Origin of the sequence: Actinocorallia longicatena (assembly GCF_039534125.1) — a bacterium.
Lineage (GTDB): Bacteria > Actinomycetota > Actinomycetes > Streptosporangiales > Streptosporangiaceae > Actinocorallia > Actinocorallia longicatena.
On record NZ_BAAAUV010000018.1, the window covers coordinates 118,486 to 134,175 of the forward strand.

13 protein-coding genes are annotated in these 15,690 nt (G+C 72.4%); 4 read left to right on the plus strand and 9 right to left on the minus strand.

The annotated features are described in order from the left end of the window. Positions 1–8: 8 nt before the first annotated feature. The 3 genes from ABD785_RS29015 to ABD785_RS29025 are packed head-to-tail and all read left to right on the plus strand — an operon-like array spanning position 9 to position 2,015. Positions 9–665, plus strand: coding sequence for an ankyrin repeat domain-containing protein (locus ABD785_RS29015; protein ID WP_344834610.1), 657 nt, complete (start codon positions 9–11; stop codon positions 663–665). 22 nt (positions 666–687) lie between these two features. Continuing rightward, complete coding sequence (locus ABD785_RS29020) at positions 688–1,560, plus strand: Gfo/Idh/MocA family protein (RefSeq protein WP_344834612.1); 873 nt, start codon at positions 688–690, stop codon at positions 1,558–1,560. Then, positions 1,557–2,015 (plus strand): flavodoxin family protein, encoded by a 459-nt coding sequence (locus ABD785_RS29025; protein ID WP_344834615.1) that lies wholly within the window; start codon positions 1,557–1,559, stop codon positions 2,013–2,015. Before ABD785_RS29020 ends, ABD785_RS29025 begins: the two co-directional genes overlap by 4 nt. Before the next feature lie 41 nt (positions 2,016–2,056). On the opposite strand, the gene ABD785_RS29030 is transcribed toward ABD785_RS29025, so the two are convergent. Then, positions 2,057–3,271, minus strand: a complete 1,215-nt coding sequence (locus ABD785_RS29030) for a phospholipase D-like domain-containing protein (RefSeq protein WP_344834618.1) — start codon at positions 3,269–3,271, stop codon at positions 2,057–2,059. A 9-nt stretch (positions 3,272–3,280) separates the two neighbouring features. Beyond that, a complete protein-coding gene (locus ABD785_RS29035; RefSeq protein WP_344834621.1) occupies positions 3,281–4,354 on the minus strand; it encodes a helix-turn-helix domain-containing protein in 1,074 nt (357 codons plus the stop codon). Between the two features lie 87 nt (positions 4,355–4,441). Here ABD785_RS29035 and ABD785_RS29040 point away from each other — a divergent pair, with 87 nt between their 5' ends. After that, positions 4,442–4,579, plus strand: a complete 138-nt coding sequence (locus tag ABD785_RS29040; RefSeq protein ID WP_344834623.1) for a hypothetical protein — start codon at positions 4,442–4,444, stop codon at positions 4,577–4,579. Here the strand turns inward: ABD785_RS29040 and ABD785_RS29045 are convergent. The 7 genes from ABD785_RS29045 to ABD785_RS29075 form a co-directional block, all read right to left on the minus strand. Beyond that, on the minus strand, positions 4,569–6,140 hold the full coding sequence (locus tag ABD785_RS29045) for a serine/threonine-protein kinase (protein WP_344834626.1): 1,572 nt from the start codon (positions 6,138–6,140) through the stop codon (positions 4,569–4,571). The two genes, ABD785_RS29040 and ABD785_RS29045, sit on opposite strands and share 11 nt — an antisense overlap. Continuing rightward, positions 6,137–7,588, minus strand: coding sequence for a hypothetical protein (locus ABD785_RS29050; protein ID WP_344834629.1), 1,452 nt, complete (start codon positions 7,586–7,588; stop codon positions 6,137–6,139). Before ABD785_RS29050 ends, ABD785_RS29045 begins: the two co-directional genes overlap by 4 nt. Before the next feature lie 88 nt (positions 7,589–7,676). After that, a complete protein-coding gene (locus tag ABD785_RS29055; RefSeq protein WP_344834632.1) occupies positions 7,677–8,225 on the minus strand; it encodes a PASTA domain-containing protein in 549 nt (182 codons plus the stop codon). Positions 8,226–8,309: 84 nt separating this feature from the next. Continuing rightward, complete coding sequence (locus ABD785_RS29060; protein ID WP_344834634.1) at positions 8,310–10,022, minus strand: TRAFAC clade GTPase domain-containing protein; 1,713 nt, start codon at positions 10,020–10,022, stop codon at positions 8,310–8,312. 4 nt (positions 10,023–10,026) lie between these two features. Next, positions 10,027–12,000, minus strand: coding sequence for a GAP1-N2 domain-containing protein (locus ABD785_RS29065; RefSeq protein ID WP_344834636.1), 1,974 nt, complete (start codon positions 11,998–12,000; stop codon positions 10,027–10,029). Further along, a complete protein-coding gene (locus ABD785_RS29070; protein ID WP_344834639.1) occupies positions 12,000–13,118 on the minus strand; it encodes a TRAFAC clade GTPase domain-containing protein in 1,119 nt (372 codons plus the stop codon). Before ABD785_RS29070 ends, ABD785_RS29065 begins: the two co-directional genes overlap by 1 nt. Continuing rightward, complete coding sequence (locus ABD785_RS29075) at positions 13,115–15,688, minus strand: SaeA-related protein (RefSeq protein ID WP_344834641.1); 2,574 nt, start codon at positions 15,686–15,688, stop codon at positions 13,115–13,117. Before ABD785_RS29075 ends, ABD785_RS29070 begins: the two co-directional genes overlap by 4 nt. Positions 15,689–15,690 lie beyond the last annotated feature (2 nt).

Here is a 15,690-nt window from a genome sequence, read left to right on the forward strand (position 1 = left end):
ATGGAACGATGAGGGTGACGCGCCGCGGGGCGCTGGCGATGATGCTGGCCCTCGCGGGATGCGCCGGGAAGAAGAAGGAGAAGACCATGGATCTGCTGGGCGCGGCCGCCGAGGGCGACGCCGCCGAGGTCCGGGCCGCCCTCCGGGACGGCGCCGACATCGAGCAGCGCGACGAGAAGCGCCGGACGGCCCTCCTGCTGGCCGTCACCGGTGACCATGTCGAGGCGGCCGGAGAGCTGGTCAGGGCGGGCGCCGACCCCGACGCCCTCGACGACCGGCACGACACCCCCTTCCTGGTGACCGGGGTCACGGGCAGCGTGGCGATGCTCCGCGTCCTGATGCCCGCCAAGCCGGACCTGACGATCCGCAACCGCTTCGGCGGGACGGCCCTGATCCCGGCCTGCGAGCGCGGCCACGTGGACTACGTCCGCGAGGTCATCGGGACGGGCATCGCGGTGGACCATGTCAACGATCTCGGCTGGACGGGCCTGCTGGAGGCCGTCATCCTCGGGGACGGCTCCGAGCCCTACATCAGGGTCGTGAAGATCCTGATCGAGGGCGGAGCCGACGTCGGCCTGGCCGACAAGGACGGCGTCACCCCCCTCGCCCACGCCGAGAGCAGGGGCTTCGGGGAGATCGCCGCCCTGCTGCGCGCGGTGCGATGATCCCGGCTGCGAGAATGGGCCCATGAGCGAACCGATTTCGGTGGGTCTGGTGGGGGCGGGGCACTGGGCGGACATCGTCCACGCCCCCTCCCTCGCGCAGGGCCCGGAGACCCGTCTGGCCGGAGTCTGGGCCCGCCGCGAGGAGGCGGCGAGGGAGATCACCGGAAGCCACGGGGGAGTGGCCTACTCCCGAATCGAAGACCTGTTCGACAACTGTGACGCGGTCGCGTTCAGCGTCCCCCCGGACGTCCAGGCGGAGCTCGCTCTGAAGGCGGTGCGAGCGGGCAAGCCCGTCCTGCTGGAGAAGCCCCTCGCGATGGACCTCGACGGCGCCCGCCGCCTGGCCGAGGCGATCGAGGAGGCCGGCGTCGTCTCCCAGATGGTCTTCACCCTGCGTTACTCCCAGGCGGCCAGGACCTTCCTGAAGTCCCTCCCCGCCCTGGACCCTTTCGGCGGTTACGCCCAGTTCGTCTCCCCGGTCCTGAACGGCGGCCCCTTCGCCACCCCCTGGCGCCTGGAGCGCGGCGCCCTCCTCGACCTGGGCCCCCACGTCATCGACATGCTCGACGCCTCCCTCGGCCGCATCACCGGCGTCCGAGCCCACGGCGACCCCCTGAAGTGGGTGGGCCTCCTCCTCGAACACGAGACCGGCGCCGTCAGCGAGGCCTCCCTGTCGATGGCCGGCCACGGCGACCTTCCACCGGCCCACATCGAGGTCCACGGCCATCAGGGTTCCACCCGCCTGACCTGGGACGACCTCACCGACGACACCTTCACCACCATCGTCACCGAGTTCGCCGCCAACGTCAGGGCCGGCACCCCCCACACCCTCGACGCCGCCCACGGTCTCCACATCCAGCGGATCCTCACCGACGCGGAACACCAGCTCACATGACCCGCCTCCTGATCGTCCACCACACGACCTCACCCGCGTTGCAGGAGCTCCTGGAGGCGGCCCGCTCCGGCGGATCGACCGAGGACGTCACGGGAGTGGAGACGATCACCCGCCCGGCCCTCTCGGCATCGGCCCCGGACGTCCTGGAAGCCGACGCCATCCTCCTGGGAACCCCGGCGAACATCGGCTACATGTCAGGCGCTCTGAAACACTTCTTCGACACGATCTACTACCCGTGCCTGGAAGCCAAGCCGCAGTTGCCCTACGGCCTGTACGTGCACGGCAACAACGACGTGGCCGGCGCCGTCCGAGCCGTCGAGTCCATCGCCAAGGGCCTGTCCTGGCGTCCCATCCGTCCACCGGTCACCGTGACAGGACCGATCACGAAATCGGCCCTGGAAGCCTGCTGGGAACTGGGCGCCCTGCTCGCGGCCGAGATCGGTGAGCTGGTGTGACCTTCTAGGCCGCGAGCGCGTCGATCATCTCGCGAGGGTGGTCAGCAGAGGTGGTTGCCGCCGACGTTGGCGTCGTAGAGGTTCTTGAGGGCGTCCCAGTTGGCCTTGTAGTCGGTGTAGATGGCGCCTGCGGTCTTGTCGCCTACCTTGATGAGGCGGAGGACGGTCTCGTCGGAGCCCATGCGGGAGCCGACGGTGAAGTTGGCGCTGCCGGTGAAGATGTACTTGCCGCTGGCGTAGCCGATGCCGTCGATCGTGTCGTTGATCGCGCCATCGATGATCATGTACTTGGAGTGGACACAGCGGCTGGCTCCGCGCTTGAAGTCGCGGACCGAGACGGGGCTCTGGGTGGAGGTGCCGGCCGCGCGCAGGGCGTCGACGCCGCCCTGCTCGTCGGCGTTGTAGCCGTTGGTGATGACCTCGACGGTGCAGCCCTCCTTCTGGGCCTTGCGGAGCTGGGTGATGACGTCGGCGTCGTCGATGCGCTGCACCGTGATCCGGATGCTCTTGCCCGCCACACAGTCGACCTTGTCGATCACGCTCGTGCGGTGGTCGCCCGAGGCGCGCGGATGGAAGTGGGCGTGGCCCGCGACATCTTTGATGATTTTGTAGTAGTCGGTGTCGTTGGCGTTGCTCGCGAGCTGGGCGAAGTAGCTCCAGTAGCCCGCCCACAGGCCCGCGCTGTCGGCGCCGGTGAGCACGACGGCGTCGTTGGCCGAGTCGTAGCCGCCCGCGTTCCAGGTGATGTTGGCGCTGGTCTGGACGAGCACGTCCTGTGTGCCGCGGGTGTACCCGAACAGGTAGAACTTGTTGTGCATGTCGGTCCAGCTCGCGGTGTGGTTGCACGCGTAGTTCTCGCAGGTGCGGGCCCAGGTGTCGGCATGGGCGTCGTTGTCGACCTTCGTCTTCAAATCGGTGTACGCCGTGGTCGACGACTGCGAGGCGTCGCCGAGGTACTGGATCTTCACCCCCCGGTCGACGGCCGTCTGCAGGGCGTCGGAGATGCGGTTCGAGATCGACCACTCGCGGAGGTCGTAGTTGGCGATCTTGATCCAGGAGTTGTTCACGGCGCCGTCGATCAGGTAGACGAGCTTGTCCTCGATCTTCTTCTCGCCGGGGAGGGTCAGGATGATCTCGGAGCCCTCTGCTGCGGCGGCCGGGCCGGCCACACCGAGGATCATCATCGGGACGCAGGCGAGCGCGGTCAGCAGCGCGCCGAACCGCCTGGCGAGACGCCGGGAGAGGGTGAACGACATGGATCTCCTTCAGAGGTTCGAGGGGAGGCCGTCGTGGAGCCGCACGAAGGCCCTCCGGGTGCGACCAGCAGACCATGATGATCGCCGTTCATCTTTCGTTCGCGTGCCGGGCCCTTGCGTTTCCGTGCCGGGATCGAACGCCGCCGCCTCCCGGACGTCGCTGGGGGAGACGCCGTACGCGTCGCGGAACACCGTGCTGAAGTGCGACGGGCTGCCGAAGCCCCAGCGCGCCGCGATGGCCTGGATGGAGCGGGCGCCGAGGGAGGGGTCGGCGAGGTCGAACCGGCACCGCTCCAGCCGTCGGGACCGGATGTGGGCCGCGACGCTCTGACCGGAACTGCCGAAGACCCGGTGGAGCTGGCGGACGGAGAGCTGATGGCGCTCCGCGACCGTCCGGGGGGACAGGCCGGGGTCGCCGAGGTGCTCCTCGATGAAGTCGTGGATCCGCAGGAGGAGGACCTGGTCCCTGCTCCGCTCCGGCTCGCGTTCGCCCAGCCACTGGGCGAGCGCCGCGCTCACCAGGCTGGTCGTCGCGGCCGCCAGGTGCGTTCGGTCGGCGGCGGAGTACTCCGCGGACTCCCGCACCAGCTCGGTGAGGTAGCGGCCGAGCACCCCCGGGACCCCTCCGGCCGCGGGGAACACCCGCACGCCCGGCCCCCGGGCGGACCGAACGTGCGGCGCGACCGCGGACCGGGGGAGGTGGACCGACAGCACCGTGGACCGCCCGTTCCTGCTCCGGAACGGCTGCGAGCTGTCGATGAGGAAGAACGCGCCAGGCCGGATCGGAGCGCTCTCGCGCGCGAGGTCGATCGTGCCGTCGCCGTCGAGGAACAGCCCGAGCATGTACTGCTCAGGGTCGTCGCTCCTGACCAGCTTCGGTGTCCTGCGGCAGTCGACCGGGGGCATCGTCATCACCTGGACCCGGACGTCACCGAGATCCAGCCCGCTGACCGACGCCAGGAAGTCGTCCGCGTCGGGGCTGCTCGCCCAGGACGCGAAGTAGCTCTGCGCGGTGAGCTCGTGCCAGAAGGGGAAGCGGTCCTCGGGCGGGAGGCCGGCGGTGTCGAAGTGCTTGGCTATCAAGAACGTCCCTTCACTCGTCTCTCCCTTCGGTTGCTACCACAACGAGGGGGGCGCGGGTGAAAGGTGCGGCGGGCCTACGATGGGGCGGTGGGCGAGGAGCTGACGGGGCTGAGCGAGGTCGAGATGGCGGTGATCGACGCGGCCATCGCCGAGGAACTCGTGGAGCTGCTCGATCTGAGCCCGGAGCTGCTCGAGCGGTACCGGGCGCAGATCGTCAGCCGGTGAAGGCCAGATCGGTCTCCAGCTCGCCCGCGTAGGACGTGTCGCAGTGACCCGGCGCGCAGAAGTAGACCAGCAGCGCCGCGGGGGACGAGCCGCGCTGGATCACCAGCGCCGTAAGGTCCAGCCGCGAGCTCTGCTGCGGGTCGGCGACCGAGCCCTGGAAGCGGGTCGCCTGATGGCCGCCCGCCGTGGTCGGGACGCCCGCGCCCAGGGTGACCGTGCCCGGCAGCAGGTACTGCAGGTTCTTGTCCGGCGCGGTGTTCAGGGTGTCGCTGACCCGGGCGAAGACGCCGACCGACGAGCCGCCGCCGAGCTTCGCCACCCCCGACCAGTCGGCCGAGACGGGCGTCTGGAACAGCGCCTCGAACTTCGGCGCCTCCGGTGAGGCCACCGCGAACACGTCCGAGTGGGTGCTGGCCTTCCACGCCTGCGGGTAGGGGAAGCTGAACGGCGCCGCCGCGCTGCCCGGATAACGGGCCGTGCCGCCGCCCTGGAAGAACAGCGCAGCCCCCGCGAGCAGCGCGACCGCCGCCGCGACGGCCGCACCGATCAGCCGCCACGGTTTGCGGCCCGCCGTGGTCCGCTGGATGATCGTCGAGCCTCGTGAGATCGGCGGGACGGTGTCGGCCGTCGGCCGGTACTGCTGCGGGACGTGCATCGGCGGGAACGAGCGCAGCCTCGGATCGGACACCGGCTCCCCGAGGGCCGCGCGCAGTTCCAGCACGAACTCCCGGCACGTGCCGTACCGGGCGGCCGGATGCTTGGCCAGGGCCCGCCCGAACACCCCGTCGACGGCCGGAGGCAGGTCGGGACGGTGCGAGGTCAGCGTCGGCGGCTCGTCCTGGACGTGCGCGTAGATGAGCGCGAGCTGGCTCTCCCGGTGGAAGGGCGCGGTCCCGGCCAGCATCTCGTAGGCGACGTTGGCCAGCGCGTACTGGTCGCAGCGGCCGTCGACCTGCTCGCCCCTGATCTGCTCGGGCGAGATGTAGCGGGGCGTCCCGACGAACTGCCCCTGGCTGGTCAGCCCGGACAGCGACGAGGCGCTCTTGGTGAGCCCGAAGTCCGTCAGATAGACGTGCTCGGGATGCTCGCCCGAATCCGATCCACCGCCCGAGATGAGGACGTTCGCCGGTTTCACGTCCCGGTGGACGAGGCCCGTCTCGTGGGCGGAGTCCAGCGCGGAGGCGATCTGGCCGAGCAGCGCGCAGGCGCGGTCCGGCGGCAGGATCCCCGACCGGGTCATGAGCTCACGCAGATCCAGCCCCGAGACGTACCGCATGGCGATGAACAGCAGCCCGTCGGCCTCGCCCGCTTCGAAGATCGGGATGATGTAGGGGTGGTCCATCCCCGCGACGGTCCGCGACTCCCGGACGAACCGCAGCCGGAACCGCTCGTCGTAGGCCAGGTGCGGTGCCAGGATCTTCAGCGCCACGACCCGGCCGAGCCGCTGGTCGCGCGCCATGTAGACCTCGGCCATGCCGCCGCGGCCGATGAGGTCGAGCACCTGGTAGGGCCCGATCATCCGGCCGGTGAGGGCGGCGGAGCGGTCCTCGGGGGGATTCATATGTCCGCCGGATGGCCGCAGTAGCCGCAGAAGCGATGGGCGGGGCCGCGCCGCATGCCGCACTGGGTGCAGTACTCGGGCCGGTCGCCCGCGCTCGGCTCGCGGGGGGCCGCCGCGAACTGCGGACGGCCCGCCGCCGAGGCGACCGGAGTCCAGATCGGCTCGGACCCGCTCGGCCCGCCGGGCGGGGTGCGGACCTGGCGTGGCCCGCTGTCCATGACGGTCAGGTTCGGCGGCACGCCGCCGCCGGGAGCGGGCTTGGGCCGCCGCAGGAACAGGAAGCCGGCACCGAGCGCGGCCACCAGCAGGACGGCGGGCCCGATCGTCCAGGCGGTGAAGTAGGAGGTGCCGTCCGAGGAACTCTCCGAGGGCCGCTTGGCCTCCTTGGACGTCCCCTTCCAGGCCTGGGCGTTGCGCAGGTGCTCGATCGCGACCGCGTGGTCGGGCCGCAGCTTCAGCACCTGCTGGAGCACCGGGATCGACAGGCCGTAGAACCGGTCGTGGTACTGGGCGAGCGCGGTCTCGAACACGACGTCGACGGGGCCGCGCCGGGCGGTGACGCCCGCGGCGGTCAGCGCCTTCTGGATGTCCTGCGCGGTCGTGATCTTGAGGTCGCCGGGGGCGCCGGAGATCAGGGCGACGACCTCGCTCCTGGTGTCGTCGACGATCGCTCCGCCCACGGCGCCGCTGCTCAGCAGCTTGCCGATCTTGTCGCGGTCCTCGCCGAGGACGGTCTGCGACCCCGCGGGGTCGAAGTGCATCGTGTCGGTCGTCGGCGGGTTGGTCGTCGCGGGGCGTCCGTTCTTGAACGCCATCAGGTCGCTGGCCTTGGTCTGCCCGAACGCCCCCGCCAGCGGGACGGTCGGCAGGTTGCCGTCGGTCTTGTTCAGCTTGACGATCGTCGGGGCGGACGGGCCGTCCCCGGCCCTGAGGACGCTCGCGGGCAGCCCGTCCGTGCTCGGCGGATCGGTGTTGGGAAAGACCCGGACGGTCGGCGTCACCGTGCTGATGCAGGTCGACTCGCTGCGCCGCGGCGGGTAGCAGGCCTGGAGACGGAAGTCGAGGTCGCCCGTGCCCGCGGTGTGCTTGGAGAAGTCCGCGGGGATGTCCTTCTTGAAGTACTCGGCGAAGATCTTGTTGGCCGCGTAGACGCCCGGGTCCTGGCCGCTCGTCACCGCCTGGGTGGCCGTCACGATGATCCCGTCGGGCGACACGGTGAACCCGCTGCCGCTGCCCAGGGGGACGTCGTAGGTGCGGGTGAGCTGCTTGAGCTGGGACCGGTCGTCGAACAGGGTGATCTCCACATGCGCGGACGTCTCGACCCGGACGGCCCCGGGGGTGACCCTGTCGATGGACCCGTTGGGATGCTCGTGGGCGCCGGCGGGGCTGCTGAGAGGCGGTGCCATGACGGCCACCAGCACCAGAACGGTGAGCACGGAACGGCGCATCTGCGACCCCCAGGAATCTCTCGTCTCCCCGAGCATCCGTCCGGAAAGTCACGAACGGATGAGTACGGTCTACCTAAAAGCACGGGGGTTACTGCAATGTCACCTGAATGGCGGTACCCCGGTCGACCGAGGTCCCCGGCTCGGGATCCTGGCCGGTCACACGGCCCCCACCGGTGAACTCCAGCCGCAGCCCGAGCTGCCGGGCGACGGTCTGCGCGGCCGGCGCCTGGACGCCGATCAGATAGGGGACGGTGACCTTGCCGGAGCCCCCGGCGCCGCCCGTCCCGGCGGAGACGTAGAGCAGGATCGGCGTCCCCTCACCGACCTGCGACCCGATCTTCGGAGACGTCCGGACGACCTGCCCGGCGGGCAGCGACGACGGCACCTGGATGACCCCGCCGACCGCGAGCTTGCGCGACGCGAGCTCGGACGTGGCCTTGTTGCTGGTGAACCCGGTGATCTGCGGGACGGTCCCCGCCGCCCCGGCCTCCAGCTTGCCGGCGCTCGACCCCCCGCCGACCAGCAGCGTCAGCCCGAGGACCAGTCCGACCCCGACCGTCATCACGGACCCGAGCAGCACCATCGCCCTGGTCGACATCTCCGGCGCGCGTGGCACCGGTTCGGTCTCGACGGGCATACGCGCCCTCCCCGCCCTGGCCCGCCCCACCGGCGGCCCCTCTGTTGCGTTTAGACGCCCTTTACCTTCCCTCTGTTCGCCGTCTTAGTACAGAGGGAGATGGTGCCAGGTGGTGACGGCCGTGGTGATGAGGGCGATGGTGGTGAGCGTGGTGAGCCCGGCGAGGAGGGACCAGCGGCCCGCCTGGTGGCCGATGGGGACGAGGCCCGGTTTGCGGCCCTTCGCCTCCCAGGGGGCGCGGAGGGGGAGGGCCGGGGGGACCTCGCGGAGGTCGGGCGGGAGGTCGGGGGCCATGACGGGGCCCCTGCCGGTGATGGCCAGGCCCGTGACCCAGCCGACCAGGGCGGCGACGTCGCGGATGGGGGTGTCGAAGCCGGAGGGGAAGACGCGGACCTCGGCGGCGAGTTGGTCGAGGGTGCGGAGGGTGTTGCCGAGGCCCAGGGCGTCCAGCCAGACGCGGGGGTCGGCCCTCAGGTCGCGGCCGATGGAGGTGCGGGCCAGAAGGTCGGCCTTGGTCACGACCACGGCGATGCGCTTCTGGCGGCCTCGGTCGGGGCGTGAGCGGAGCTCGTTCAGGACGCGCTGGAGGGTGTCGGAGGGGTCCTCGTCGGAGGTCGCCACCGGGACCGAGCGCTCGGCCTCGGTGAGGGTGCGGCGGACCTCGGGGAGGGCGAACGGGTCCAGGACGAAGATCAGGGCCTCGCTGTGGTCGAGGTAGCGCAGCGACTCGACCTGGGCGGCGCCCGTGAAGTGCTCGCCGGCCGGGTCGTACAGGTAGAGGATGCGGTGGCGGGCACCGGGGAGTTCCAGGTCGACCATGGTCGCCAGCGGCAGCTCCGGGCCCGTCTTCGCGAGCTGGCCGCCGCGGGCGAACTCCTCGACGGCGTTGGCGTAGGCCTGCTGGTGGCGCTGCTCCACGAAGGCGACGCGGCCCTCGATCTCGCGGGCCCTGGCGTGCATCGCGCGGATCGCCAGGAACATGAAGGTCGTCTTGCCCGCCGCGGGGCCGCCGATGAACGGGACCGGCTCCACCCGCACCCGGCCGATGCGGTCGGGAAGCCGTCCGCCGCAGTGCGGGCAGGACGCCGCCAGCCGGTACCGGCCCAGCGGGACGGTCGTCGGCAGCCGGGCCCCGCACTCGCAGACGTGCCGGAACGCCCCCGCCGTCGAAGGCCGCAGCCGGTCGTGCCTGCGGCCGCAGCGCGGACAGGAGTACACGGGCAGCCCGATCCGCTTGTAGCAGGTCGGATGCGGGCAGGTCTGCAGGATCCGCCCGTAGGCCATGAACGCCTGCTCGACCGCCGCCAGCAGCAGCACGCACGCCAGCCAGCCCGCGAGCCCGATCGTCGCGACCACCCCGTACAGCAGGGTCAGCCCGACCCCGAGCAGCGCGACGGGCAGCGCCGCCAGCACGATCCCGCCGCACAGCGCCACCCACACGGGGAACAGGAAGAACCCCCACACCCCCGACAGCAGCCGCTGGGTGATCTGCCGGACGGCCTGGTCGGCGAGCCCGTAGATGCGGGGGACGACGGTCCCGGCCAGTGCCTGCCAGTCCAGCCAGACCTGCCGCACCAGGTAGTTGCGGTAGACCCCGTCGGACGGGAGCACCGGCGACAGGCCGTCGGCGCGTGACGGCACGAGCGCCTTGGCCGCCGTCACCAGGTAGTACCCGAACGCCCCGATGGTGACGGCGGTCAGGGTGAGGGCGAACAGCGGCGGGAACACGAACACGAATCCGGCCCACATGACGAACGCCCATGCCACGGCGGCGAGGAACCACAGCACCTGGGTCATGGGTTCATCCCCGCAGTTCTCTGAGCGCGGCGCGAAGGCTCTGATCGTCCCTGAAGTAGGCCTCCAACTGCAACAGCGTCAGCTTCTTGGCGGTCTGGGTGCGCACCCACGCGTCCAGCGGCGTGCCGGGCGCGCGCAATGCCACCCCGACGAGCTCGAACCGGTCGCCCCGGCTGTCGGCCGTCTCGATCCAGCGGTGGATCAGCCGGTCGCGCAGGCCGCGGTCGAGGAGCTTCAGCAGGGAGGCGCGGAACACCGGCGACCGGCGCTTCAGCCGGTCGGCGACGCTCCGCACCGTGTGGGTGGCCAGCGCCCCCGACACCTGCCCGAGGGCCCGCGCCGCCTCCTTCGGATCCCGTTCGTCCGGGACGCCCTCGGCCGCGAGCAGCCCCGCCGCGGCCGTGTTCCCCGGGAGCCGCCGGGCCAGCGCGACGGTCGGCTCCCCGTGGACGCCGTGCCGGTCGGTCAGGGACCGCAGCAGATGCAGCGCGACCTCCGGGCACCGGTCCATCGGCGCGTCCTCGACGACGTCGGCGAGGACGTCGCAGGTGGCCGAATCGAGGAGGTCGCGGCGCAGGGCCGCCCCGCCGCGCTCCAGGCCGTCGCAGATCCCGGCCAGCAGCGGCGGGCGCCAGCCGTCGGCGACACCCCTCACCGCTTCCACCAGGTCACCGGGCTCCAGCGGGTCACGCTCCTCACCGGGACGCGGGTTGACCAGGTAGAAGGCCGTCCGCTGCGCCTGCGGCCCGAGCACCTGGACGCCGAGCTCCCGGGCGACCGAGGTCAGCCCGGCCAGTGCCCCGAGGGTCTCCGCCGAGGCGAGCTTGCGTTCCAGGGCGGGCGCCAGGTCGTCCGGCGCGGACACCGTGATCTCGCCCAGCCGCGGCCGCAGGTCGGGGATGTTGATGGCGAGCCGGGCGCAGTGGTAGGCGGCGAGCGCGACCTGGTCCTTGACGGGCGAGTGCCGGTGGACGGCCGCGGCGACGTCGAAGTCGAGGTCGCGGGGGTCGAGCCGGGACCACACCCAGCCGGGGACGTGGGGTTCGCCCAGCAGCCGCACCGCCGCGGCCCTTCTGGCGGGCGGCACCTCACCGCCCCGGCAGATCGCGAGGAGCACCGCGGCCGCCTCGTAGCCTCCCGCGTTCAGCTCCGCGAGCTCGGCGAGGGCGTCCAGGCCCTCGAGATCGCGTTCCCGCCAGCAGGCGGCGACGGCCCGCGCGAACGGCCCGCCCTCCCCGGTCCCGGGACGGGTCTCCCCGGACCTCCCCGGCGGCAGCACATGGCGGGGATGGTCGGTCCGCAGCGAGGCCCAGGTGTCGGGGGTGGTCCCGACCAGGCGGTGCGGCGAGGCGACCGGGTCGGCGCTGTAGGTCGTGAACGACAGCGCGGCGGCGGCCGTGACCGGCAGCGAGTAGGACAGGACGGCGATCCAGCGGGCGATCTCGCCTGCGTCGGGGGAGACCAGGATGATTCGCTCCTGGCCGGTGGTGAGCGCGTCGAGCAGGGTGGTCAGCAGTGGATAGGGGTCGGGTAGCGCGGCCAGCCAGTGGCCGAGCGAGTCGGGGTCGAAGGCGTCGCCGGGCAGGGGATCGTGCAGCGCCGGCAGGGACGCGGCGGGCGCCTCGTGCCAGAACGGCGCCTGCCAGAACTCGATCGGGCGGTACCCCTCCAGCTCGGCCGGATCGGCGAGGACCGCGTGGGCGAGGAAGTTGCCGAACCGGCCCGAGTAGTCCTTGCCCAGGTAGCGCGAGCGGACCAGCAGCGCGCGGCCGTTCACCACGTCGTAGCCGAGCGCGACGGGCAGGTCCGCGAGCTCGGCGTCGCTGGGGGAGGGCGGGGCGTCCGGCGGGGGCCGGTAGCCCAGATAGGGCGAGATGTCGGCCTCCGCGCCCGGCGGCGGATCCGGGCTGACGGCCGTGAACTGGAAACCGGACCGGGTCGCCGAGCGCGCGGAGGTGTAGTGGAACTGCCAGGCCATCAGGCGTCCAGCATGCCGAAGCGGTGCAGCAGCCACAGCAGCGGGTCCTCGACCCGGTACGGGCGGACGCCGCCGGGACCCACCTTGTCCTCGCGCGGCATCGCGCCGAGGGCCGAAAGGCCGAACAAGCCGTACTCCTCGTAGTGCTGGTCGAGATAGCGGTCGAGATCGCCCGCGCCCCAGTCGTGCAGCAGGGCCCTGACCTGGGCGTCGACCGACTCGCGGTCGTCGGCGTCGAGGGCTCCGGAACGGGTGCGGGAGCGGTGGAGGGCGGACTGGCGCGGCAGCGGAAGAGCGTCGATCTTGGTGAGGGCGACGGCGACCGGCACCCTGATCCGGCCGCCCTGACGCTGGGCGAGCGGCTCGGTGACCCGCGCCAGGACGTCCAGCGGCTCGCTCTCCTGGGCGCCGTCGGTGAGTTCGAGCGGGTCGGCCAGGAAGATGATCGCGTCGGCGGCCTCGAGGTACTTCAGGTGCAGATCGCGGACGTCGCGGCTGCGCAGATCCTCGCCCGCGGTGTCGAACAGGACGAGCGTGAGGGCCTCGGTGCGCGACCCGAACCGGCCCTTCACCCGTCGCGACAGCAGGTAGACCAGGGGTTCGCGCGGCGCGGTCGCGGCGCTCGGGGTGGTCGGCAGCAGCCGCTCCTGCTCGAACAGCGGCCGGGCGAAGTCCCGTTTGTACCGTTCGATGGTCCGGTCGTCGCAGGCCACGAGCGAGGTCTCCAGCTCGTTGCCGACCCGGTTGCGCAGCTCGTGCAGGAGCACCGCGATGTAGGTGCTCTTGCCCGCGTTCTTCGCCCCGACCAGCGCCACGATCCGGCCGGGGGTGTCGCAGTAGGCGGGTGCCAGCTCGTGGTGGCATTCGGGGCAGACCCGCCGTCCGCTCTCCCGCGAGCAGGCGGGGCACTGCGACCTCGCCCCGCGGCCGGTGAAGACCGGCGGCAGCACCGCGCCCGCCTGGGTGCCCAGGTAGCCGGCGAGCTCCTTGTCGAGCACGGGATCGCAGCCGACGCCCCGCCCGGCCCGGCCGAGGCAGCGGTAGGCGATCTGCTGGCGGGCGATGACCGCGAAGCAGTACGGGCAGGTGACGGCGTCTTTCTTGGCCCGAGCTCTCATCGCTCCTGCTTCAGTCTGCGGACGGGGGGATCGGCGAGCTCGGCCTCCGGCGAGGAGAAGCACCTCAGCCAGAAGGGGCCCTCCCGCTTGGGCATCGGGACCCGCAGCGTGGTCGGCGCGCTCAGGTCGAAATCCTGCCAGGACACCAGGATCTCACCGTCACCGGGACGCTGCGGCATCACCTTGCCGTCCCGGACGACGAGGTCGAGCCGGGTCAGCCTGACCGGCTTCTCCGGCGTGAGCGTGATCACCAGCGCGCGCTTCCACAGCGGTCCCGCCGTCTCGACGTCGTAGCGGACCACGGGACGGGCGGCGACCGTCGCGGTGACCGCGGGCCCGGTCAGGATCGCCCCGTCGTGGTCGGAGGTGCCGCACACGCCGACCCTGACCGGGTCGGACTCCGGCACCGGAAGATGCACCCCGCCCTCGGCGGCGTAGGAGGCGCGCGAGACGCTGATGCGCTTCGCGGCCCCGTCGGCGATCTCGTAGGTGACCGCGACGGCGGCGGCGTCACCGGGCCAGACGAAGCCGAGATGCACCTCGGCCCCGCGCCGCTGGGCGACCAGGCCGCTCGGCGCGGGCAGGTCCACGTGCCGCCGCGACGCCCCGATCGCCACCGACTCGCCCGCGACGGTCACCAGGAGCAGCACCCCGCTCGCGCCCGGCCGCACGACCAGGCCCTGGGCGTGCGGGGTCGCGTCGATCCGCTGCCCGGCGAGATCGGCCAGCGGGAGGACGGCCCCCTGCGGCCAGGGCGGGTCGCGGTCGAGCAGGAACGCCTCGACGACGCCGTGGTCGGGGGTGGGGAAGCGCAGCAGGATCCGGTCCCGGGCGTAGGGCTCGACCGTGAAGTCCGTGACGGGCTCGGGCAGCGCGTGCGGGGTGACCGTCACCCGGACACCCGGGGTCTCCACCTCACCGGCCCCGTCGGGGTAGACGGCGCAGACCCGGTAGTGGTGGGCGGTCCCGTTGTCCACGCCGCGGTCGGTGAAGCCCTCGCGGCCGGCCTCGACGGGAGCACCGTCCCGGTACACGACGATCCGGGCGGCCTCGGCCGGGCACTCCCACAGCCCGGTCACCGTGCCGTCGCCGGCCGCCAGCCCGACCCGGCCGGGTTCGGGACGCAGCACGACCGGCCCGGCGGCGACGGGGGAGGAGGTCGCCTCGCCGCGCCGGGCGTAGACCGCGTAGTACAGCGGGACGTTCACCGGCGGCGCGGGGTCGGCTCCGGCCGGGACGAGCGAGCCGTCGGCCGAGTCGAACGGAGCCCGGCCCGCCCGGCGCACGACCTCGTGGACGATGTCCCCGGCCCGCGAGGGCGACGCGGTGTGCACGACGCGGACACCGGTGCCGTCCACGGAGACCCGGACGTCCGAGGGCGGCAGCGGCGGAAGCCTCCGCTGGTGCTCGGCGGCCCCCGGCAGGTCGGACGCCAGCCGCAGGGCGTCCTCGAGACGGAGCCAGGCCTCGTCGAGGTCGCCCCGGCCGGTCAGGTCGAGGGCCTCGTCGAGCAGCCGCGACGCCGACGCCACGCGCTGCCGCGCCTCCTCGATCTGGGCGGCCGCGTCGGGATCGGTGATGGAGTCGCCGAGCAGGGCGGCGGCGTGCGCCTGGCCGGAGTCCAGGAGCTCCCGCAGCCGGGCGGAGGGCCCCGAGCCGCCGGTGCCCTCGCGGCCGATCGCGAACACCAGCCGCCGGGCGTCGTGCGGATCGAGGCCGAGGCCGCGCACGGCCAGGTCCATCAGCGCGCTGTCGGAGGCGCGCTGGGCCCGACGGTCGCGCAGCCGGGAGACGAGGTCGTAGCCGAGCAGGTCGTGCAGGAATCCCTCGCGCAGCGCGGTCCGCAGCGCGACCAGGACGGTCTCGGCGTGCGTGGCGCTGGTGTCGCGGGGCCGGCGCGCCCACTCCCCGGCGACGCGCTGCAAGGCCTGGAAGGCCCCCATGTCGTCGATCCGGTGACCGCCCGCCGAGACCCCGCCGAAGATCCGGATGCCGCCGGCCCGCTCGCCGATGAGGAAGGCCAGCAGATGCCGCGACCCGAGCACCTGGAGCGACTCCTGGGCCTTGGCGTAGCCGGGGTAGGGCGGCCCGGACGGCAGGACGTCGGGCTCGTGCACCTCGACGCCGTCGATCCGCAGGAGCTGTCCGAGCTCGGAGCGGGAGATCCCGCCGTCACGGGCGATCGCCTCGCACTCGGCGGGGGCGAGCAGCCGCAGCGGCCCGGCGGCGTCGAGCAGGCGCTTGCGGACCTCGGCGCGGCGGGCGGCGTTGCGTTCGTCGCCGCCCCGCAGCCGCTGCCGCAGCGGCCCGAGGTCGCCGTGCTCGGCCGCGGTGAAGATCGGCGTGAGCGTGCGGTGCTCGGCCTCGAGCCGGTCGATCAGCTTGCGGTACTTCAGCTGGCCGCGCGACCGCCGCCAGCTCTGCCGCACCTGCTTGACCTGCGCGGTGACGCTCTCGGCCGACATCGGCTCGGCCAGCCGGTACCGCACGCGCAGGTCTTCGGGCGGCTGGTCACCGGCCGCCCTGGCCGGTTCCAGCACCTCCCGTTTGTAGTCGTCATCGAACGACACGC

Coding starts and splice junctions, on each gene's coding strand:
- ABD785_RS29015 (WP_344834610.1), top strand. CDS start 9: ATGAGGGTGACGCGCCGCGGGGCGCTGGCGATGATGCTGGCCCTCGCG.
- ABD785_RS29020 (WP_344834612.1), top strand. CDS start 688: ATGAGCGAACCGATTTCGGTGGGTCTGGTGGGGGCGGGGCACTGGGCG.
- ABD785_RS29025 (WP_344834615.1), top strand. CDS start 1,557: ATGACCCGCCTCCTGATCGTCCACCACACGACCTCACCCGCGTTGCAG.
- ABD785_RS29030 (WP_344834618.1), bottom strand. CDS start 3,271: ATGTCGTTCACCCTCTCCCGGCGTCTCGCCAGGCGGTTCGGCGCGCTG.
- ABD785_RS29045 (WP_344834626.1), bottom strand. CDS start 6,140: ATGAATCCCCCCGAGGACCGCTCCGCCGCCCTCACCGGCCGGATGATC.
- ABD785_RS29050 (WP_344834629.1), bottom strand. CDS start 7,588: ATGCGCCGTTCCGTGCTCACCGTTCTGGTGCTGGTGGCCGTCATGGCA.
- ABD785_RS29055 (WP_344834632.1), bottom strand. CDS start 8,225: ATGCCCGTCGAGACCGAACCGGTGCCACGCGCGCCGGAGATGTCGACC.
- ABD785_RS29060 (WP_344834634.1), bottom strand. CDS start 10,022: ATGACCCAGGTGCTGTGGTTCCTCGCCGCCGTGGCATGGGCGTTCGTC.
- ABD785_RS29065 (WP_344834636.1), bottom strand. CDS start 12,000: ATGGCCTGGCAGTTCCACTACACCTCCGCGCGCTCGGCGACCCGGTCC.
- ABD785_RS29070 (WP_344834639.1), bottom strand. CDS start 13,118: ATGAGAGCTCGGGCCAAGAAAGACGCCGTCACCTGCCCGTACTGCTTC.